The organism is Streptomyces sp. AV19 (genome assembly GCF_015999245.1).
Lineage (GTDB): Bacteria > Actinomycetota > Actinomycetes > Streptomycetales > Streptomycetaceae > Streptomyces.
In genome coordinates this window covers 778721-798080 of record NZ_JAEAMR010000010.1, presented here as the reverse complement: position 1 = coordinate 798080, position 19360 = coordinate 778721, and the positions used below count along the sequence as shown (strand labels likewise).

The following is a 19360-nucleotide window of genomic DNA, read 5'->3' as shown; positions in this document are numbered from 1 at the left end:
CCAACTGGGGCCTCAAACGCGCCCACCACCGAGCCTGGCCCCGGCCGGCCGCCTCGCCGGCCGAGGCGGTCACCATCGTTCCCGCCTCCAAGACCGCCCCGACCAAGCGAAAACCCAAAGCCACTACTTAAAACAGCGGCATTGGGCCTAGTTCATCTCTCCACACCTGCAGCGGATCTCGCAGCTGCCACCCCCTGCTGAGCTGAAGAATGGACAAGCCAAGGCGATAGCGCCCCTCCGCGTTGGACCATTTCGTCGTCTCGTAGTAACGACCCGACGAAGCAGGAAGGATGATCTTGCGCTCCGCCGACCACTCCACAAGGCGAAGAGCAGCGTCTCGGTCTTCCGGTGTCCCGCTCTGCTGTCCCCTCGACGCATCGCTCACGAGCCGCCATTTGTTCTGATCCAGGTAGACGACGAATCGGTTGGCCTGCTGATCACCTCCGTCGAACCGAGGAAGCTCGAACACGATGCTGTCGCCCTTCAGAGTCTCCGCCACCAACCCTTCGAAGGTTGGTGGGTAAGAGACTCGGGACAGCAAACTTGTTGGTTCGAACATGGGGCTATCCAGCGGCAGGCGCGCCTCTTTGCCATCGGATCTCACCATCACAAAGGTGTCAGATCCCCGGTCGACTGTAACCAACACGACGGACAGATCGTCTTCGTTCTCCATCCGCTCATGATGCACAAGACATCGCCCCCACAACACGGCGGCCGGATGAAGTGCGGCGGTCCGGCTGCGGATCTTCGCGGAGGGGCGTGGTCCGAGCCTCCCCGCTACGTGCCCCTCGCCTACGCCTGGTGTGCCAGTCGCCCGAGATCCGGACCGTTCCCGGACCACGATGCCAACCAGCAGCTCCACAAGGGGCGCTTCCGCAGGTCAAACAGGCCGCGCTTCCCATACCACCAACAGACGAAGAACCTGCTCGTCTCCTACTCGGCGAAGAAGCTGGGCTTCTTCTAGTGTCGCGTGATCCATGTGGTGTCACTTGAGGCTGGTCGGCTCGTTGAGCCGCCCAACGACTGCCACAGCTCCGCCAACGACACCATCACCGCGAACAACACCGGCTGGACCACATCCACCCGCCGCAACAACGCCTCATCGCCATCACGGACAACATCCAGCAACGACCAACCATCCGCATGCGGCTCCAACGCCACCGCACACTCCGCCATCCGCCCCGCGAACACCGCCGAAGACTCCAGCAGCTCACGAGCCATACCCACCCACTGGGAACCCTGACCCGGGAACACGAAGACCGTGCCACCGGCCCCCGCCCGGCCCTCCACCACACCCACGACCGGACGCCCCTCGGCGAACTCCGCCAGCTTCGCGGTCAGTTCCTGGACGTCGCTGCCGAGCACGACCGCCCGGTGCTCCATGGACGCCCGCCCCGAGGCCAAGGTGAACCCCACGTCCACGGGGCGCAGACCGTCCACGGCACCGGCCAGACGCTCCGCCTGCGCCCGCAACGCCGCCTCGCTCCGCGCCGACAGCACCCACGGCACCACCCCGCCGACCACCGGACGGTCGTCCTCCACCACCGGAACGGCCTCGAGAATCACATGCGCATTGGTCCCGCTGATGCCGAACGAGGACACCGCCGCACGCCGCGGCCGGTCCGGCTCGGGCCAGCCGCGCTCCTCCGTGAGCAGCCTGACCGCGCCGGACTCCCAGTCCACGTGCTGCGAGGGCTCGTCGGCGTGCAGCGTGCGCGGAAGCACGCCGTGACGCATCGCCTGCACCATCTTGATGATGCCCGCGACACCCGCAGCCGCCTGCGCATGACCGATGTTCGACTTCACCGAACCCAGCCACAACGGCCGCTCCACAGACCGATCCTGACCATAAGTGGCAAGAAGCGCCTGCGCCTCGATCGGATCACCCAGCGTCGTCCCCGTACCATGCGCCTCCACCACATCCACATCACCGGCACCCAGCCGCGCACTCGCCAGCGCATCACGGATCACCCGCTGCTGCGACGGCCCGTTCGGCGCGGTCAGACCGTTACTTCCACCGTCCTGATTCACCGCCGAACCACGCACCACCGCAAGGACCCGGTGCCCGAGCCGTTCCGCGTCCGAGAGCCGCTCGACGACGAGCAGTCCGGCGCCCTCGGCCCAGCCCGTGCCGTCGGCGTCGGCCGAGAACGGCTTGCAGCGCCCGTCCGGGGCGAGGCCGCGCTGCCGGGAGAACTCGACGAACATGCCGGGCGACGACATCACCGTCACGCCGCCGGCCAGCGCCAGGCGGCACTCCCCGTTGCGCAGTGCCTGAACGGCCAGGTGGAGCGCGACCAGTGACGACGAGCACGCCGTGTCCACGGTGAGTGCCGGGCCCTCCAGTCCCAGGAGGTAGGAGATGCGTCCCGACGCGACGCTGGTCGTGTTGCCGGTCAGCCGGAAGCCCTCGGTGCCGTCGGCCGGGGCGTGCAGCCGCGGGCCGTACTCCATGTTCATGGCTCCGACGAACACGCCGGTCCTGCTGCCGCGCAGCGACGCCGGGTCGACACCGGCCCGTTCCAGCGCCTCCCACGCCGTCTCCAGCAGCAGCCGCTGCTGCGGATCCATCGCCGCGGCCTCGCGCGGGCTGATGCCGAAGAAGTCGGCGTCGAAGTCGCCCACGCCCGCGAGGAATCCACCGCGTCGGGCGTACGTCGTGCCCGGGTGGCTCGGGTCGGGGTCGTACAGGCCCGCCAGGTCCCAGCCGCGGTCCGTGGGGAACCCGGACGTCGCGTCCGCCCCTTCGGCCACGGCCTGCCACAGCCGCTCGGGCGAGTCGATGCCGTCGGGCAGGCGGCAGGCCATGCCGACGATCACGATCGGGTCGTCGTCCGCCGCCGACGCGACCGCCGACGGCGAGGCGGCGTCGGTGCTCCTGCCCTCGTCCAGGACGCCGGTGATCTGCTCGTGCAGGTACGCGGCGAGGAGGTCCGGCGTCGGGTGGTCGAAGAGCACGGTCGTGGGGAGCCGGAGGCCGGTCGCCGAGACGAGCCGGTTGCGCAGCCGGACGGAGAGCGCGGAGTCCAGGCCGAGGTCGCGGAAGGTCGCGTCGGGGTCGGACGGCGCGTCGCCGGTGACCTCCGCGAGGTGGCCCGCCAGCCATCGGCCCAGGAAGCCGTCCGGTTCGGTGCGGATGCGCTCGCGCAGGGAGAGGGTCGCCGAGCTCAGGTGCTGCTCGGCGGCCGGGGCGGCGGGGCGTTCGTCGAGCCAGTGGCGCTCGCGCTGGAACGCGTAGGTCGGCAGGCCGACGGTGCGGGCGTCGCCGACCGGCCCGGCCCAGTCGACCGGGACGCCGGCGGTCCACGCCTCGGCGAGCCCGGCCAGCAGGGCCTCCGGTTCGGGGCGGTCGCGGTGCTGGAGCGCGACCACGAGGTCCGTCTCCCCCGGGGCGACGAGCGGCGACAGGACGCTGTCGGGGCCGAGTTCGACGAACCGGGTCACGCCGTGCTCGCGCAGGGCGACGACGGCGTCGTGGAAGCGGACGGTGGCGCGGACGTGCTCGACCCAGTACTCCTCCGTCATCGCGGTGCCGGTGTGCCCGGTGACGGTGGAGACGATCGGGATGCGGGGCTCGGCGACGGACAGCCCGCGGATCCTGGCGGCGAATTCGTCGAGGATCGGCGCGGTGAGCGGCGAGTGGGCGGCGTTGGGGACGCGCAGCCGGGTCGTGCGGCGGCCGTCGGCGCGGAACCCGTCGGCGATCCGGGCGACGGCGTCCTCCGCGCCGGAGAGCACGATCGCGCGCGGCCCGTTGATCACGCCGATGGAGACGTCGTCGGTGCCGTCGAGGGCCGCGAGCGCCTCGGCCTCCGTGGCCTCGACGGCGATCATGGCGCCGCCCGGCGGGAGTTCCTGCATGAGCGCCCCGCGCGCCGCGACGAGGGCGGCCGCGTCGGCCAGGGAGAGGGAGCCCGCGACGTGGGCGGCGACGATCTCGCCGAACGAGTGGCCGACGAGCAGGTCGGGGGCGACGCCCCACGAGGTGACGAGGCGGTACAGGGCGACCTGGAAGGCGAACAGCGCGGGCTGCATGAGGCGGAAGCCGTCGAGCGCCTCGGCGCTGTCCTCCCGCTCGCCGAACAGCACTTCGCGCAGGCCGGGTTCGAAGTGGCCGAGGACCTCGTCGAGCGCCTCGGCGAAGACCGGGTACGTCGCGTAGAGCTCCCGGCCCATGCCGACGTGGTGGGCGCCGCCGCCGGGGAACAGGAAGGCGGTCCGGCCCGTCGTGCCGGCGACGCCGGTCACGGCCTCGTCGGTGAGACGGCGCAGGCGCGCGGTGAGTGCGGCCCGGTCCGGGCCGAGGACGACGGCGCGGTGTTCGAGCGAGGACCGGGTGACGGCCAGCGACCGGGCGATGTCGCGGGCGTCCGCGTCCGGGTGCTCGTCGAGGTGGGCGAGCAGGCGCGCGGCCTGGGCGTTCAGTGCGCGGCCGGTGCGGGCGGAGAGCGCCCAGGGGACGGGGCGGGAGGCCGCGGGGCGTTCCGGATCGCCGTCGGGGCGGCCGGTGTACGGCCCTTCGGCGAGGACGACGTGGCAGTTGGTGCCGCCGACGCCGAAGGAGCTGACGCCGGCGAGGAGCGGGGCGTCGGGGTCGGGCCAGGCGTCGAGCTCGGTCTGGACCCGGAGGTTGAGCCCGTCGAGGGGGATGGCCGGGTTCGGCGTCCGGAAGTGCAGGCTCGGCGGCAACTGGCGGTGGCGCAGGGCGAGCGCGGCCTTGAGCAGGCCCACGATGCCGGCGGCCGCCTCCAGGTGGCCGATGTTCGTCTTCACCGAACCCACGCGCAGCGGCGGGCGGTCGGCGGTGCTCCGGGCGACGACGGCGGACACGGCGGCGGCCTCGACCGGGTCGCCGACGGGGGTGCCCGTGCCGTGGAGTTCGACGTACTGGACGGCCTCCGGGGCGACGCCGGCGTCCGCGTAGGCGCGGCGCAGGACGTCCTGCTGGCCGCGGACGTCGGGGTCGGTGAGCCGCTCGCCGCCGCCATCGTTGTTGACGGCGCTGCCGAGGATGACGCAGTGGACGGGGTCGCCGTCGGCGACGGCCCGGGCGAGGGGCTTGAGCAGGACGACGGCGCCGCCCTCGCCGCGGACGAACCCGTCGGCGCTCTCGTCGAAGACCGCGCAGCGGCCCCGGACGGACAGGGCGCCGAGGCTCGCCGTCCGGACCATGCCCTCCGGGGAGAGGTTCAGCTGCACGCCGCCGGCGAAGGCGAGGTCCGACTCGCCGCGGCGGAGGCTCTCGCAGGCCAGGTGGACGGCGACCAGCGACGAGGCCTGGGCCGCGTCGACGGCGAGGCTCGGGCCGGTGAGCCCCAGCGACCAGGAGACACGGTTGGCGACGACGGCGCGGTGCGTCCCCGTGAAGGCGAACGGCTCGCCGCCGTCGGCCCGTTCGGCGCGGGAGGCGAGGGCCGCGTAGTCGTCGGAGGCGACGCCCACGAACACTCCGGTGCGCGAGCCCCGCATCCGGTCGTCGCGGACGCCGGCGTCCTCCATCGCCTCCCAGACCAGCTCCAGGGCGAGCCGCTGCTGCGGGTCCATGGCGGCGGCCTCGTCGGGTGCCACACCGAAGAAGGCGGCGTCGAAGGCGGCCACGTCGTCGAGGAAGCCGCCGCGCCAGGAGCGGCCCGGGCCGCGCTCCTCGGGCCACGGCCCGACGGCGTCGGTGCCCTCGGTCAGCAGGCGCCAGAACTCGGCCGGGCTCGATGCCGACGGCACGCGGCACGAGACCCCGATGACGGCGATGGCGGCGTCCTCGTGGGAACCGCGCGCAGGACTGGTGGAACCGGACTGTGACAGCGTCATGTTGTGCCTCCCCCGTTGCGGATTGAAGTATTGCCCGGGGGTCTGACAACGGACTTCCGCCAGAAGTCGGGGACGGACGGCCGGACTTCGGTCGGGACCGTCGGCCCGTACAGGACTTCGAGCGGGGAACACCGAGGTCACAGGGCATGTCCGCCGGTGCCGGGGGGGACCTGGACCGAGGACCTGGCGAGGGCGGCGGGCGCGGGTGAACGGCCCCGGTCGCGTTGACGTTCCGGTTGATGTTCCGGGCCCGCGGACGTACGGGTGGGCAGGCATGCGAACGGGCCGGCCGGCGCGGCGCCGCGGGGGCGCCGCACCGGTCGGCCCGGTGGATCAGCGGTGGGTCAGGCGGGCCCGGCGAAGTCCGGTGCGGTTCGGTGGCGCCCCTAAGGGGCGCGGCGAACCGCGCGACCGGCCACGACATACCCGCAGATGACGTACCGGACCGCCGGCGGAGCGCTCAGGCGGACGCCGCCGAGGCGATCAGCTGTGCCCGGGACGCCATGTGCGCCTTGGCGAGGACGTTGGAGACGTGGAACTTGACCGTCTTCTCACTGAGGCCCAGCCGCCGCGCGATCTCCTTGTTGGCCAGCCCCCTGCGCACCAGTTGGAGCACCTCGGCCTCGCGCGAGGTCAGCGGGGTATGGGTGGGAACGGGCCGCAGCGGCCGCGGCACGGTGGTGCGGACCAGCCGCATCAGTTCGCTGCTGAGACCGGGAGAGACGTAGCCGGCGCCGTTCGAGGCCCGGCGGACGGCCTTCACCAGATCGTCCTCGGGATCGTCGCTGTGGACGACGGCGCGGACGTTCGCCTGCGTGAAGCGGATCCAGTCCGCCGCGGCCTCCGCGTCCGCGACGACCACGACCACCGCGGCGTCCACGTGGGAGAGTTTGTCCAGGTGCTGTGCCTGTGCCTCCAGCACGACAACGTCCGGATCGTGCAGTTCCGTGACCGGGACGAGTTCGACGATGTTGCCCGCCTCACCGACCACCGCAATCGCCGGATCCCGTTTGAGCGCTCCTCTGATGCCCAGCCGCGCGTACGGGTGCCGGTCGCATACAACGACTCGTGTGTGAACGTCACTGTCCAATGTGCTTTCCCCCGTGCGTTTTGAACGTGAAATTCTCGTGCGGGATTCCTGTGCGGGCGGGAAAGGCTTTCGCCGTCCGGCCGCCGGAATCCCCTTCCTTGGGCCAGGTGTCCGTGTCCGAAATATTCACGGAAATGCCCGGCCGTCCCCGGACTTAAGTCGGGGAAGGGCCCGTGTGGGCACGCTCCTTCCCGCTCCCACCGCCGTTCCGTTCCTTCTGCTTCTTCTCCCGCTTGAGGGCGATCGCCCCCACCGGGCACAGCTGGACGGCCACCTCGACCGAGTCCAGCAGTTCGTCCGCCGGCTGCTCGTCCCGCACCAGCACCAGGCCGTCCGCGTCGTCCTGGTCGAAGACCTCCGGCGCGGCCATCACGCAGTTGCCCGAGCCCGCGCAGAGCGGCCGGTGGACCCTGACCCGCGCGCTCACCAGGTCACCGGCAGTTCGTCCAGGCCGAACGTCACCGCCAAGGGACGCGTGGGGACGTCCACCAGGGCCCGCTCGGAGCGCAGCGTGGGGAACCGGCGGGCGAGCTCGACCAGGGCGATCCGCAGTTCGGCCCGGGCCAGCGGCTGGCCGATGCATTGGTGCAGGCCGAAGCCGAACGCCATGTGGCGGTGCGCCTCCTGGCGCTTCGGGTCGAACTCCTCGGCGTCCTTGAAGACCGAGCCGTCCCGGTTGGCCATCGCCAGCATCGCGACCACGCCCTCGCCGGCGCGGATCTTCTGGCCGCCGATCTCGGCGTCCTCCATCGCCAGCCGGGGCAGGCCCGTCCGCACGACGGTCGAGTAACGCAGCAGCTCCTCGACCATGTTGGGCGCCAGGTCCGGGTCCTCGCGCAGCGCGGCCAGGAGTTCCGGGCGCTCCAGCAGGGCGAGGGCGGACATGCCGATCATGTTGGCGGTGGTCTCGTGACCGGCGACGAGCAGCAGCATGGCCATGCTCAGGAGCTCGTCCTCGCGCAGCTCGCCGGGCACCACGCGCTCGGCCACCAGCCGGCTGAGCAGGTCGTCGCCGGGCGCGGTGCGCTTGGCCTTGATCAGCTCGGCCAGGAAGCCGGTCAGGGCGGCGAGGGCGGCCCCGATCTCCTCGGGCCCGGACTTCCGGTCCATGATCGCCCTGCTGTGGAGCTGGAAGAAGTCCTGGTCGGAGAGAGGGACGCCGAGCAGGTGGCAGATGGTCATCGAAGGGACCGGCAGCGCGAACGCGGAGAGCAGGTCGACGCCCGGTCCGGCGGCGCGCATCTCCTCCAGCGTGTCCACCACGGTCTGCTCGATGAGCGGTTCGAGCCGCCGGATGTTCTTGATCATGAATTCGGCGGTCAGCATCTTGCGCAGCCGGCTGTGCGCCTCGCCGTCCATGAAGATGAACAGGCCCGCGGCGTCCTTCTGCTCCGGCGGAATCGGATTGAGGACGGGGAACCCGGGCTTGTACTGGTCGGAGCTGAAGCCCGGATGCCGCAGCAGCTGCCGTACGTCGGCGTGCCGGGTGACCAGCCAGGCCCAGCCGCCGAAGGGAAGCCGCACTTTGGACACGGGCCCGTCGAGGCGTGCCAGATCGGGCGCGTCCACGGGAACGAACGGATCGGAGTCCGGGCCTATGAACGGGAATGCCGGGAGGTTTGAGGCAACAGCGGTACCCACATCAACACCTCGCGAAACTCGGTGGGAAAGTGATCACAAGGTAACAACACATGCCCGCACGACAGCTCCAACCGTGGCGCAGCTCACAGAATTTGGCGAACTGCCTGCTCACGCCTGTGCAATTCGGAATTCCGACGTCCGGCTGCACCCGGACTTCCCCGTCGGAATTTACCTGCCAATGACCTACGGCGAGAACGGATTTGCAATGATTTACCGGTCGCGGATTGCGCGCGGAACGCGCAGGGCCGGCGGCCGCTACCGTTCGACGGCGTCCAGCGCCGGGGCGACGACGGCGAAGGCCCGGTCGGTGAGCCCGGCGGGATCCTGGGCGCCGTCGCTGTCGCTCCACCGCTGCAGCACGACGTCGAAAGCGGTCAGCGCCATTCCGGCGGCCAGTTGCGGATACAGGCCGGCGTCGGCGTCCCGGCCCAGGCGGTGCGCCAGCTCCTCCGCCAGGTCGTCGCGCCACTGCGCCTGGCGCTCCAGGAAACGGGCCAGCAGGGCGGGCGTGCGCAGGATCAACTGCACCACGCGCAACGCCCTTTCGGACTGGCCGGCGCAGGCGTTGACCGAGGCCCAGACGGCGTGCCGCAGCGCGACGGAGGGCGACTCCCCCGCCGGGCGGCCCGCCAGCTCGGCGCGCATACCGGCTCCCATGTCGGCCAGGAACTGGACGACGACGTCCTCCTTGGACGCGAAGTACCGGAAGAACGTGCGCTTGGACACGCCCGCGGTCGTCACGATCTCGTCGACGGTGACCGCGTCGAATCCCTTCGAGGCCAGCAACTGCAGCGCCGCCTCGGTCAGTTCGTCCGAGACGAGCTGACGCTTGCGCTGGGCCAGGCTGACTTCGGGGCGAGGGCTCACCCCTCCATGGTAACGCCATGCCGTACGTGACACCAAGACGCACCTTGACACTTGGTGCCAGCGACAGCAGCATGTGCCGTATGACGCAACAGCAGCGCTGGACCGCCGCACAGATCCCGGACCAGACCGGCCGGGTGTTCCTCGTCACCGGGGCCAACAGCGGCCTCGGCCTGGCGACGACCCGGGCGCTCGCCGGCAGGGGCGGGCACGTGATCCTCGCGGTGCGCGACGAGCGGAAGGGCCGGCGGGCGGTCGCGGAGATCACCGCCGGGCAGCCGGGCGCGAGCCTGGAGGTGCGCCGCGTTGACCTGGCGGACCTCGACTCGGTCCGGTCGTTCGCCGACGGGCTGCGCGCCAACCACCGGCGGCTGGACGTCCTGGTCAACAACGCCGGCGTGATGGCTCCCCCGCGCACGCTGAGCGCCCAGGGTCACGAGCTGCAGTTCGCCGCCAACCACCTCGGGCACTTCGCCCTCACCGGGCTGCTGCTCGACCTGCTGTCCGCCGGGCGCGACTCCCGTGTCGTCACGGTGAGTTCGGTCAACCACCGCAAGGCGCGCATCTTCTTCGACGACATCGACGGCGCGCGCAAGTACTCGCCCATGGGCTACTACAACCAGTCCAAGCTCGCCAACGCCGTGTTCGGCCACGAGCTGCACCGCCGGCTCGCCGAGGCCGGCAGCCCGGTGCGCAGCGTGCTCGCGCACCCCGGCTTCACCGCCACCAACCTGCAGTTCAACGGCACGGTCGGCCTGGTGAAGCTGATGTTCGGGCGCGTCCTCAGCCCGCTGGCGCAGGCCCCGGCCGAGGGATCGCTGCCGCAGTTGTACGCGGCGACCGCCCCGGGCGTGGAGAGCGGCCACTTCATCGGCCCGGACGGCAAGGGCGAACTGAAGGGCGCCCCGACCCGGGTGGAGCTGGGCGGCACGGCCTCCGACCCCGAAACGGCCCGCCGCCTGTGGGAGTTGTCGGAACGCGCGACCGCCGTGCGGTACGCCTTCCCGACCTCCGTCTGACCTCTCTCCCCCGGCAGGAGGGTCGCTCACCCCTCCTGCCCCTCGTGTCCGCGGGCCGCCGCCCCCGAGGCGGCCTGCGGACACGACCGAAAAGCCGGGAACACGGGAAAAGCCGGGAACACGACCGAAAGGCCGGGAACGGGAATCCCGCCCGGCCTTCCGCGCCCGGCTCGGCCGGGCGTCCGTTCAGCGGCGCTGCTCGTCTCAGCGGCGCTGCTCGTCCGCGCGCTCCGCGGCCTTCGCCTCGTTCTTCGCCTTGACGCGGGCCGTCTCCTTGCGGACGTCGGCCTGGGTGGCGCGCTCCTTCTGGAGCCAGTCGGGGTTCTCCTGCTTCAGGGCCTCGATCTGCTCGGTGGTGAGCGCCTCGGTGACGCCGCCGCGGGCGAGGCCCGAGATGGAGACGCCGAGCCTGGCGGCGACCACCGGGCGGGGGTGCGGGCCGTTGCGGCGGAGCTCGCGGAGCCACTCCGGCGGGTCGGCCTGCAGCGCGTTGAGCTCGTCGCGCGAGACGGCACCCTCCTGGAACTCCGCGGGGGTGGCCTCGAGGTACACACCCAGCTTCTTCGCCGCGGTCGCGGGCTTCATGGTCTGGGTGCTCTGGTGCGACTTCATGGGGTCCAGGGTATCGGGCGCGTGGGCCGACCCCGACCACGCCCGGTAATCTGGCCAGGTGACAGGCTCGGAAGCACCCCTCTCGTTCCGGCTCGGGTACGTCCCGGGCGCGACCCCCGCCAAGTGGGTGCGGATCTGGCGGCAGCGGCTGCCCGACGTCCCGCTGGAGCTGGTCCAGGTCTCCGCCGCCGACGCCCCCGGCCTGCTGCGGCGCGGCGAGGCCGACGCCGGGCTCGTACGGCTGCCGATGGACCGCACGGACCTCAGCGCCATCCCCCTCTACACCGAGACGACCGTGGTCGTGGTCCCCAAGGACCACGTCGTGGCGGCGGTGGACGAGGTGGCCGTCGAGGAGCTGGCCGACGAGGTCGTCTTCCACCCCCTCGACGACGTCCTCGGCTGGGATCGGCCGCCGGGGCGGCCCGCGATCGAGCGCCCCGCCACGACGGCGGACGCGATCGAGCTGGTGGCCGCGGGCGTGGGCCTGCTCTTCGTGCCGCAGTCGCTGGCCCGGCTGCACCACCGCAAGGACCTCACCTACCGGCCGGTCACCGGCGTCCCGCAGTCGCGCGTCGCCCTGTCGTGGCCGGAGGAGGAGACCACCGACCTGGTGGAGGAGTTCATCGGGATCGTCCGCGGCCGGACCGTCAACAGCACCCGCGGCCGCGGCCCCGCCCAGCCGGAGGCGAAGGCGAAGGCCAAGCCGAAGGCCAGGGAGAAGGCCAAGGCGAAGGAGCAGCGCAAGCGGTCCGGGTCGGCCGGCCGCCCCAAGGGCGACGGGCGCGGCCGGACCCGCCGCCGGTGAGCTCCCTCGAGGAGCTCGAGGGCGACCGCTGGGGCGACCCGCCCGCCGGTGCCGGCCGGCTCGTCGCCGCCGCGTACGCCCTGCGCCGCCGCCCGGTCGGCTCGCTGGACCCCGAGGACCTGCGGCTGCTCATCGGGCAGGACATCGGCCTGCCGCATCTGCTGCCCGTGGCCGTCGGCCTGCTGCGCGCCGATCCACTGGCCGAGGGCGACCTGTATCCCGGTGACCTGCTCTCGGCCGTCCTGACCAGGAATCCCGCCGCGTGGCGTGCGGTGCCGGAAGCGGCCCGCGAGCTGCGGGCCGTCGTGACCGGCCTCGGCGGTCTGCCGCCCGGGCTGCGCGCGGAAGCCGACGCGTTCCTCTCCCGCCACACCGTCTGAGTCCCTGCACGCTCACGCTGTCCGAGTCCCGCCACACCGTCTGAGTCCCTGCACGCTCACGCTGTCCGAGTCCCGGCACGCCGCCTGAGTCCCTGCGCGCCGTCCGCGTCCCGGCACGCCGTCTGAGGGCGGGTCAAGTCGCCCCGGCCGCCCGGCCGTAGGCCGCGAGCGGCCGCGCCTCCGTCCGGTGGACGGCGCGCCGAGCCCCGTTGACACCCCGCGCCACGCCGCATATCCCCTGATTTCAGCCGAAAACCACGGCGCGGCCCACTCGGTCGGCCCATGTTCCTTACCGAATGGAGCAATACGACTACCCTGCGGATGCTCCGCCCGGGGTGCCGGGTGAACCTCGGATCAAGGAGGTACACCCAATGAAGTCAATCCGTACCGCTCTCTGCGGCACTCTGACGGCGGTCGCCGTCTGCGCGGCTCCGACCGTCGCCTTCGCCCTCGAGGCACCGTCCACGCCCGGCCAGGTCGCCAAGCACGACCATGACGATCACGGCCGGGACAACGGCCGTGACAACGGCTGGGGCGGCCACGACCGTGACGATCACGGCCGCGACGACCACGGGCGCGACCACGACGGCCGGGACGACGACCACGGCCGGGACCACGACGGTCGTGACGACGACCACGGCCGGGACGACCATGGCCGGGACGACCACGGACGCGACCACGACAACGGCTGGGACAACGACCACGGCCGCGACGACCACGGTCGGGACGACCACGGTCGGGACGACCACGGTCGGGACGACCACGGACGCGACCACGACCACGACCGCGGTCACCACGACGACCATGGCCGGGACCATGACCACGGCCGGGGTCACGGCGACCACGACCGGCGCGGCCACCACGACCGTCCGCACGGCTGGTCGCACGCCGGCGGCGGCGCCACCGCGAAGGTCGCGGCGGCCGAGGAGTCGTCCTTCGTGGACACCCCCGTGCTCATCCTCGCGGGTGCCACGGCGGGCATCGCCGGTGGTCTGATCTGGTCCCGTCGCCGCGCGGCCCACACGGTCAAGCGCTGACGGGAAGAGATCCGGAATCATGTCAGAGAAGCGCACAGGTGGCTTCGGCCGCCTGCTGACAGGGGCGGCCTGGTTGGCACTACTGCTGGCCCTGTGGCTATGGGGCCACGGCATCGCCGAGGAGCCGATATCCACGGCTCCGCTGACCGGTGACGTCAAGCCCTCCGGCCGCCCTCCCGCGCACGGCCTGCCCCCGGCACACCCCCCGCTGCCGGGGGCGGGCCCCCAGGCCCTGGCCATCAGGGCCCTGGGCCTGCGGGCCCCGATCGAGGGACACGGCCTCGACCCCCGGGGCGGGGTCGAGCCCCCCGCGGACAACAAGCCGCAGGTGGTCGCCTGGTACAAGGACGGACCCGAGCCCGGCACTTCCGGGGCCGCCGTCCTGGTGGGACACGTGGACACCAAGACCTCGCGCGCCGTCTTCTACGAACTCAGCTCCGTGCGGACCGGGATGAAGGTCACGGTGAGCCGCGCGGACGGCACCACGGCCGAGTTCACGGTCAGCGACGTGGCCGTCGTCCCCAAGGAGCACTTCGACGCCGACCGCGCGTACGGCCCCAAGGACACCAAGCGGGCCGAACTGCGCCTGGTCACCTGCGGCGGCGAGTACGACCGGCAGCGGCACGAGTACACCGCCAACGTGGTGGTGTCCGCCTACCTCACGGGCGCCGGCCGGACCCAGCCGCCCGCGAAGCCGCCCGCGCCGCTCCCGGCGCAGACGCAGGAGGCGGACGACGAGGGCAACGCCGAGGAAACCGACGGGTCATGACGGGCGCCGGGCCCGCAGCGCGAACATGTGCGGCACCTTCGGCTCCGGCTCCGGCAGCCGCCACCAGCCGCTCGCCCCGTCCCGGACCATCCGCTCCAGACGGGGCCACGGCAGCAGGTCCGTCTCCCGCAGCAGCTCCACGGTCAGGCCGGCCGCCACGACGGCGGTGACGACCTCGCCGAGCCCGTGCCGCCACTCGTAGCAGGCGGTGTCGGAGGCGAGCGGCGGACCGTCCGTGTACGTCCGGGGGTTGTCGCCGCGGAGCGGGCCCCGGCCCTCCAGGTAGTCGTGGCGCAGCAGCAGTTCGTCCGCGCCGGGCTCGGGCACCGGTCCCAGCGCGTTGAGCAGCGGATGGAACTCGACCAGGTAGAGCGTGCCGCCGGGCCGCAGCAGCCGGGCGACGGTCCCGGCCCACGCCGTGAGGTCCGGCAGGTAGCACAGCGCCCCCTTGCCGGTGTAGACGACGTCGAACTGCCGCCCGCCGAGCGCCTCGACGGCCCGGTGTACGTCGGCGTGGACGTACTCCACGTCGCGTCCGCGCGCGGCGGCGAGGAGGCGGGCCTCCGCGACGGCGGCCGCGGAGAAGTCGAGCCCGACGGTGCGCGCGGCGCCGCGGGCGTCGAACGCCTGGGTCTCGGTGCCCAGATGGCACTGGAGGTGCAGCACGTCGCGGCCGGTCACGTCCCCGAGGTCCGCCCATTCGAAGGGGGCGAACCAGTCGTCGGCGGACCGGGAGCCGTCCAGTCCGTAGAAGGCGCTGGCGACGTGCACGGGTGTACGGGCGTCCCAGTTGCGCTCGTTGGCCCGCAGCATCTCCTCGGCGGTCGGGTGCTCTGCCGTCATGCGGGACTTCCTATCACCCATGAGCGTCCGCCGTGAAGGTCACCCATGGGCATCCGCCGTGAAGGTCGCCCCACGGGCGTCCGCCGTGAAGGCGCGGGCCGCCGCGCGCCGCCAGCGGTTGCCGGGCAGGGCGGGGCGCAGGGCCGCGAAGGCGCCGCAGTACTTGGTGAAGACGGCGGGCCGTATCCCGTGGTCGTGCAACACCCGGTCGGCGTCGGTGAGATGACCCGCGCTCTTGGTCTCGACGAGGACGAGCCCGGTGGCACAGCGCGCGGCGGCGCCGGTGTGCAGGTCGGTGCAGAGCAGCCCGGCGTCGCAGGTGACGCGCTCGCCGTCGGCCACCAGCGTCGCCCGGAGGTAGTCCGTGCTCAGGGAGGGGGCCAGCTCGCGGGGCGCGTCGATGCCGTAGCGCTCGCGCAGGGTGGCGGCGAGGTAGGCGCGGTACGGCGGGTCGAGCGGGGTGTCGGTGCCGGTCAGGGGACGGCGGTGCTTGACGGTGTCGCCGCGCCGGCCCTTGAGCTTGATCTCGAACTGCCGCTCGCCGCTGTCCCGGTAGACGCGCTCGCGTATCTTGAAGCGCAGCCGTCTGCCCTGCCGGTGCTCGTGGAACGAGCGCAGCTGCGGGGTGTCGTAGTAGACGGAGTGGTAGTGGAAGGCGCGCCGTCCGTCGATGGTCAGGGCGCGGAAGGGGCCGCCGGGTCTTTGCCCGTCGGTGAGGCGGGCGACGAGATCCGTGAGGACGGCGGCGGGGACGAGGTAGCTGCGGTCGAAGCGGGTGAGGAGTTGGGCGCGTTCGTTGACCTCGTCGAGGGTGATGGGGAGAGCGTCGCCGACGGTGCGGGCGAGGGGGTGGGCGGCGGCGGGGACGACGGTGCTCATACGGTCTCCCAGGTGTGCGCGCCGGTGCCGCGCCGCTGCGCGTCGGTGACGGGGGCCGGCTGCCCGGGGAGGGCGCCGGGCGGGAACTCACGGTAGCGGACGTCGACGACCATCAGGTCACGGACGTAATCGATCTCCATGACCGTCCAGTTGAGCGGTTCGCCGAGGCGCCGGGCGAGGTCGGCGCGGAGTGCCGCGGGGTCGGCGTGGACGGCGTCCAGCGTGACGAGCGTGCGGCGCGAGCGCGGGTAGAGCCGGGGGTGGTCGGCGACGTAGACCACGGCCAGCAGGACGGCGCTGAGCGCGGCGGCGAGCCAGAGGTTCAGGTCCGGCAGTCCGCACAGCAGGCCCAGGACCAAGGTGCTGAAGTAGTAGGCGACTTCCTCGTGCTGCACGGCGTCGGAGCGGAGCCGGATGATGGACAGGACGCCGAAGAGGCCGAACCCGAGCGCCGTTCCGCCCGTCCCCACCTCCGCGAGCGCCGCGACGACGGCGAACAGCGCCACGTTCAGGGCGAGATAGGCCGGTACCAGGTCGCGCCGGCGGTGGCGCGGGTGGTAGATCGCGAAGGTCAGCAGACCGACCGCGAGCAGGTCGAGCCCCAGGTGGGCGGCGAGGTGTCGCACGGATTCCACGGTGTCATTCCTCCCTCGGTGTCCGCGGCTGTCACGGACACCAGGGAAACATTGGGTGAACTGCCCACACCATTCGAGCGAACCTTGCGGATTCTTGGCGGAGTTGTGGGGGAGGTGTCCGGATTCCGTGGAAGCCCGTCGCGTTCGGCGTCCTTGCGCGGAGAGCGGCGGCTGTGCTGCATGGGTCGCGGGGAACGACGCGTGGCGCGCCGCGTCCGGTTCCCGCCGCTGGACGTCCGGTGACCCTCTGGTGCCCGGCCCGCGGTCCGGGCAGCCTGGAGGGGACCCATGACCCGGCGGACCCGGAGACAGGAGGCACCCATGGATCCGGCGCACGCGCGCCCCGGCGGCGCCCCGTCCCGCGTCGCGCTGACCCCGGCGGCGGCCCGCCTGGTCCGCCGGCTGGGCGAGGAGCACGGGCCGCTGATGTTCCACCAGTCCGGCGGCTGCTGCGACGGCAGTTCGCCGATGTGCTTCCCGCGCGGCGAGTTCCGCACCGGCGGCTCGGACGTACTCCTGGCGGAGCTGGCCGTGGAGGGCCTGGACGATCCGGTCGGCTTCTGGATGTCGGCGGACCAGTTCGCCTACTGGCGCCACACCCACCTCACGGTGGATGTGGTGCCGGGCCGTGGCGGCGGCTTCTCCCTGGAGGCGCCCGAGGGGCTGCGCTTCCTGATCCGCTCCCGGCTGCTGACCGAGGAGGAGGCGCGGCCGGTCGTCGCGGGCGTGCGGCCGGACGGGGCCGGTGCGTGACGGCGCGTCAGTTCCGCGGGCAGGACGCGGCGTCGGCCAGCGAGAGCGCGTGCAGCCGCTCGGGCGGGCCGGGGCGGGCGTAGTACCAGCCCTGTCCGGTCTCGCAGCCCAGTATCCGCAGCCGGTCCGCCTGCGTCCCGGTCTCCACGCCCTCCACCGTCACGGACAGGTCCAGGGTGTGGGCCAGGGAGACGATGCCCTCGACGATCTTGACGTCGACGGGGTCGGCGGGCACGCACTGCATGCCGCGGGTGAAGGAACGATCGAGCTTGAGCGTGCTGACGGGCAGCCGGCGCAGGTAGGCGAGGTTGGAGTAGCCGGTGCCGAAGTCGTCGAGGGCGATGTCCACGCCCAGGTCGGCGAGTTGGCGCAGGGGGCGGAGCTGCTCCTCGTCGGCCCCGATGAGCGCGCTCTCGGTGACCTCCAGGCAGAGCGCGGACGGGTCGAGGCCGGCGTTGTCGAGGACGGCGACGGTCTCGGCGACCAGCGCGGGGTACCGCAGCTGCGAGGGCGAGAGGTTGACGTTGACGCGCAGCGGCACCCGGCAGCGGCCGTCGTTGCGCCAGGCGCGGGCCTGCCGGGCGGCCTCCTCCAGCACCCAGCGGCCGAGGGGGACGATCAGGCCCGTGCTCTCGGCGAGCGGGATGAACTGGTCGGGGCCGAGCACCCCGTGGACCGGGTGCAGCCAGCGGACGAGGGCCTCGGCGCCGCGCACGGTGCCGTCGGAGAGGCGGACCAGCGGCTGGTACTCGATGAAGAACTCGCCGTTCTCCAGGGCGCCGGGCAGGCAGTTGGTGAGGTCGTGGCGGGCGATGGTGCGGGCGTCGGAGTCGGCGTCGGCCAGCTCGTAGCGGTTGCCGCCCGCGGCCTTGGCCCGGTACATGGTGATGTCGGCGCTGCGCAGCACCTCCGCGGCGTCCGCCTCGCCGGCCCGTCCGGCGACGATGCCGATGCTGGCCCGCACGGACAGGTCGCGCCCGTCGAGGCGGACGGGGTCGGTGAGGGCGGTGAGCATCCGGTGGGCGAGCGCGGTGACGTCGCGCTGGGCGGCGGGTCCGCTGGTCAGCGCCACGAACTCGTCGCCGCCCAGGCGCGCCACGAGCTCGTGCGGGGCGGTGGCGCAGCGGCGCAGCCGTTCGGCGACGGCGACGAGGAGCTGGTCGCCGACGGCGTGGCCGAGGCTGTCGTTGACGGCCTTGAAGCCGTCGAGGTCGAGGTAGCAGAGGCCGAAGTGGCCGTGGGGGCTGCCGGGTTCGAGGGTGCTGCCGAGGCGCTCGAAGAAGAGGGTGCGGTTGGGCAGGCCGGTGAGGTCGTCGTGGGTGGCCTGGTGGCGCAGCCGCTCGTGCAGCAGGCGGCGCTCGGTGATGTCCTCCATCATCGCCAGCTGGTACTGGGGGCGGCCGGCGGCGTCGCGCAGCAGGGAGACGGTGAGGTCGGTCCACAGCACGCTGCCGTCGCCGCGGTAGTAGGGCTTCTCGACGCGGTAGTGGTCGCGGTCGCCGCGGACCAGCTCGGCGTACAGGCCCCAGACCTCGGGCGCGTCGTCGGGGTGGACCAGCTCGCCGACGTTGCGCCCGGCCACCGGGGAGTCCAGGGAGCCGAACATCCGGACGAGGGCGTCATTGACGTCCGTGATGTTGCCCTCGACGTCCGCGATGCCCACGCCGATGGCCGCGCCCTCGAAGACGGCGCGGAACCGCTCCTCGCTGGTGTGCAGGGCCTGTTCGGTCTCCGCCTGGGCGGTCAGCGCGGCGCGGGAGATCGCCTCCTGCTCGGCGAGGGTGCGTTCGCGCAGCTCACGGGCGAAGCCGGCGGCCAGGGAGTGCTGGAGCCGGGTGCAGCGGGCGCGGTACTCGTCGGCGGGCGCCCCGCCGTCCGGCGGGCAGTAGAGCACCAGGTAGGCGTCGACGGCGCCGAGGATCAGCGGCAGGGCCTCGGGGTCGGTGCAGTGGCCGCGCACCAGCTCGGCGCCGACCTCGGCGCCGGGCGCCGGGTCGAAGGGCTGGGCGTGCAGCGCGTCGCGCAGCCGGCCGGCCAGCGGGAGCAGGTACTGCTCGAACTCGGTGCGGCTCAGCGGCGCCGAGGTCGCGGGGTGGACCGCCCGGCTCCACAGCGCCGCGAACCGCCGCAGCCGCTCCTCCTGCACCGCGCTGTCGTCGGCGGGCGGGACGGCGAACGGGAGCGGCTCCGCCCTGCCCCGCAGGGTGCGGCCGTGCCGCGCGCCC

At 72.7% G+C, this 19360-nt stretch carries 18 protein-coding genes; 7 read left to right on the top strand and 11 right to left on the bottom strand.

From position 1 onward, the window contains the following. Window positions 1–127: 127 nt before the first annotated feature. Window positions 128–673, bottom strand: a complete 546-nt coding sequence (locus tag I5Q34_RS22145; RefSeq protein WP_199894040.1) for a hypothetical protein — start codon at window positions 671–673, stop codon at window positions 128–130. Between the two features lie 108 nt (window positions 674–781). On the opposite strand from I5Q34_RS22145, the gene I5Q34_RS22140 reads away from it, so the two are divergent. Continuing rightward, the gene (locus I5Q34_RS22140; RefSeq protein ID WP_199894039.1) at window positions 782–964 is read left to right on the top strand and encodes a hypothetical protein; all 183 of its coding nucleotides are present in this window, start codon (window positions 782–784) and stop codon (window positions 962–964) included. Here the strand turns inward: I5Q34_RS22140 and I5Q34_RS22135 are convergent. From I5Q34_RS22135 to I5Q34_RS22115, 5 genes are all read right to left on the bottom strand, one after another. Further along, a complete protein-coding gene (locus I5Q34_RS22135) occupies window positions 961–5808 on the bottom strand; it encodes a type I polyketide synthase (protein ID WP_199894038.1) in 4848 nt (1615 codons plus the stop codon). The two genes, I5Q34_RS22140 and I5Q34_RS22135, sit on opposite strands and share 4 nt — an antisense overlap. A 460-nt stretch (window positions 5809–6268) precedes the next feature. Continuing rightward, the gene (locus tag I5Q34_RS22130) at window positions 6269–6898 is read right to left on the bottom strand and encodes a response regulator transcription factor (protein WP_199894037.1); all 630 of its coding nucleotides are present in this window, start codon (window positions 6896–6898) and stop codon (window positions 6269–6271) included. A gap of 154 nt (window positions 6899–7052) precedes the next feature. Further along, window positions 7053–7325, bottom strand: a complete 273-nt coding sequence (locus I5Q34_RS22125) for a ferredoxin (RefSeq protein WP_199894036.1) — start codon at window positions 7323–7325, stop codon at window positions 7053–7055. Next, window positions 7322–8467 carry a cytochrome P450 gene (locus tag I5Q34_RS22120; protein WP_277965391.1) on the bottom strand — a complete coding sequence of 382 codons (1146 nt, stop codon included), beginning with the start codon at window positions 8465–8467 and terminating at the stop codon, window positions 7322–7324. The genes I5Q34_RS22125 and I5Q34_RS22120 overlap by 4 nt, the downstream gene beginning before the upstream one ends. A gap of 327 nt (window positions 8468–8794) precedes the next feature. Further along, window positions 8795–9406 carry a TetR family transcriptional regulator gene (locus I5Q34_RS22115; protein WP_199894034.1) on the bottom strand — a complete coding sequence of 204 codons (612 nt, stop codon included), beginning with the start codon at window positions 9404–9406 and terminating at the stop codon, window positions 8795–8797. 80 nt (window positions 9407–9486) lie between these two features. Here I5Q34_RS22115 and I5Q34_RS22110 point away from each other — a divergent pair, with 80 nt between their 5' ends. After that, on the top strand, window positions 9487–10422 hold the full coding sequence (locus tag I5Q34_RS22110; RefSeq protein WP_199894033.1) for an oxidoreductase: 936 nt from the start codon (window positions 9487–9489) through the stop codon (window positions 10420–10422). Between the two features lie 204 nt (window positions 10423–10626). Here the strand turns inward: I5Q34_RS22110 and I5Q34_RS22105 are convergent, their stop codons facing one another. Then, entirely contained in the window at window positions 10627–11034 is a 408-nt protein-coding gene (locus tag I5Q34_RS22105; protein WP_199894032.1) for a DUF5997 family protein, read from the bottom strand. 58 nt (window positions 11035–11092) lie between these two features. Between I5Q34_RS22105 and I5Q34_RS22100 the strand changes: the two genes are divergently transcribed. The 4 genes from I5Q34_RS22100 (at window position 11093) to I5Q34_RS22085 (ending at window position 14025) form a co-directional block, all read left to right on the top strand. Next, window positions 11093–11839: a LysR substrate-binding domain-containing protein gene (locus I5Q34_RS22100; protein WP_199894031.1), complete on the top strand. Its 747-nt coding sequence runs from the start codon at window positions 11093–11095 to the stop codon at window positions 11837–11839. Next, window positions 11836–12219, top strand: a complete 384-nt coding sequence (locus I5Q34_RS22095; RefSeq protein ID WP_199894030.1) for a contact-dependent growth inhibition system immunity protein — start codon at window positions 11836–11838, stop codon at window positions 12217–12219. Before I5Q34_RS22100 ends, I5Q34_RS22095 begins: the two co-directional genes overlap by 4 nt. Before the next feature lie 371 nt (window positions 12220–12590). Then, the gene (locus I5Q34_RS22090; RefSeq protein WP_199894029.1) at window positions 12591–13256 is read left to right on the top strand and encodes a hypothetical protein; all 666 of its coding nucleotides are present in this window, start codon (window positions 12591–12593) and stop codon (window positions 13254–13256) included. Window positions 13257–13275: 19 nt separating this feature from the next. Next, on the top strand, window positions 13276–14025 hold the full coding sequence (locus tag I5Q34_RS22085) for a class F sortase (protein ID WP_199894028.1): 750 nt from the start codon (window positions 13276–13278) through the stop codon (window positions 14023–14025). Here I5Q34_RS22085 and I5Q34_RS22080 read toward each other — a convergent pair. From I5Q34_RS22080 to I5Q34_RS22070, 3 genes are read right to left on the bottom strand one after another with little or no spacing between them, the layout of a single operon-like run. After that, on the bottom strand, window positions 14020–14868 hold the full coding sequence (locus tag I5Q34_RS22080; RefSeq protein WP_199894027.1) for a class I SAM-dependent methyltransferase: 849 nt from the start codon (window positions 14866–14868) through the stop codon (window positions 14020–14022). The two genes, I5Q34_RS22085 and I5Q34_RS22080, sit on opposite strands and share 6 nt — an antisense overlap. Window positions 14869–14907: 39 nt before the next feature. Then, on the bottom strand, window positions 14908–15747 hold the full coding sequence (locus I5Q34_RS22075; RefSeq protein WP_199894026.1) for a polyphosphate polymerase domain-containing protein: 840 nt from the start codon (window positions 15745–15747) through the stop codon (window positions 14908–14910). After that, entirely contained in the window at window positions 15744–16382 is a 639-nt protein-coding gene (locus I5Q34_RS22070; RefSeq protein WP_199894025.1) for a DUF4956 domain-containing protein, read from the bottom strand. The genes I5Q34_RS22075 and I5Q34_RS22070 overlap by 4 nt, the downstream gene beginning before the upstream one ends. Before the next feature lie 321 nt (window positions 16383–16703). Here I5Q34_RS22070 and I5Q34_RS22065 point away from each other — a divergent pair, with 321 nt between their 5' ends. After that, window positions 16704–17135 carry a DUF779 domain-containing protein gene (locus tag I5Q34_RS22065; protein ID WP_199894024.1) on the top strand — a complete coding sequence of 144 codons (432 nt, stop codon included), beginning with the start codon at window positions 16704–16706 and terminating at the stop codon, window positions 17133–17135. Between the two features lie 7 nt (window positions 17136–17142). Here the strand turns inward: I5Q34_RS22065 and I5Q34_RS22060 are convergent, their stop codons facing one another. Next, window positions 17143–19281, bottom strand: a complete 2139-nt coding sequence (locus tag I5Q34_RS22060) for a bifunctional diguanylate cyclase/phosphodiesterase (RefSeq protein ID WP_199894317.1) — start codon at window positions 19279–19281, stop codon at window positions 17143–17145. Window positions 19282–19360 lie beyond the last annotated feature (79 nt).

Excerpts from the sequence above, each read along its gene's own strand:
- I5Q34_RS22145 (WP_199894040.1), bottom strand. The coding sequence starts at position 673 with ATGGAGAACGAAGACGATCTGTCCGTCGTGTTGGTTACAGTCGACCGG.
- I5Q34_RS22135 (WP_199894038.1), bottom strand. The coding sequence starts at position 5,808 with ATGACGCTGTCACAGTCCGGTTCCACCAGTCCTGCGCGCGGTTCCCAC.
- I5Q34_RS22110 (WP_199894033.1), top strand. The coding sequence starts at position 9,487 with ATGACGCAACAGCAGCGCTGGACCGCCGCACAGATCCCGGACCAGACC.
- I5Q34_RS22105 (WP_199894032.1), bottom strand. The coding sequence starts at position 11,034 with ATGAAGTCGCACCAGAGCACCCAGACCATGAAGCCCGCGACCGCGGCG.
- I5Q34_RS22090 (WP_199894029.1), top strand. The coding sequence starts at position 12,591 with ATGAAGTCAATCCGTACCGCTCTCTGCGGCACTCTGACGGCGGTCGCC.
- I5Q34_RS22085 (WP_199894028.1), top strand. The coding sequence starts at position 13,276 with ATGTCAGAGAAGCGCACAGGTGGCTTCGGCCGCCTGCTGACAGGGGCG.
- I5Q34_RS22080 (WP_199894027.1), bottom strand. The coding sequence starts at position 14,868 with ATGACGGCAGAGCACCCGACCGCCGAGGAGATGCTGCGGGCCAACGAG.
- I5Q34_RS22075 (WP_199894026.1), bottom strand. The coding sequence starts at position 15,747 with ATGAGCACCGTCGTCCCCGCCGCCGCCCACCCCCTCGCCCGCACCGTC.
- I5Q34_RS22065 (WP_199894024.1), top strand. The coding sequence starts at position 16,704 with ATGGATCCGGCGCACGCGCGCCCCGGCGGCGCCCCGTCCCGCGTCGCG.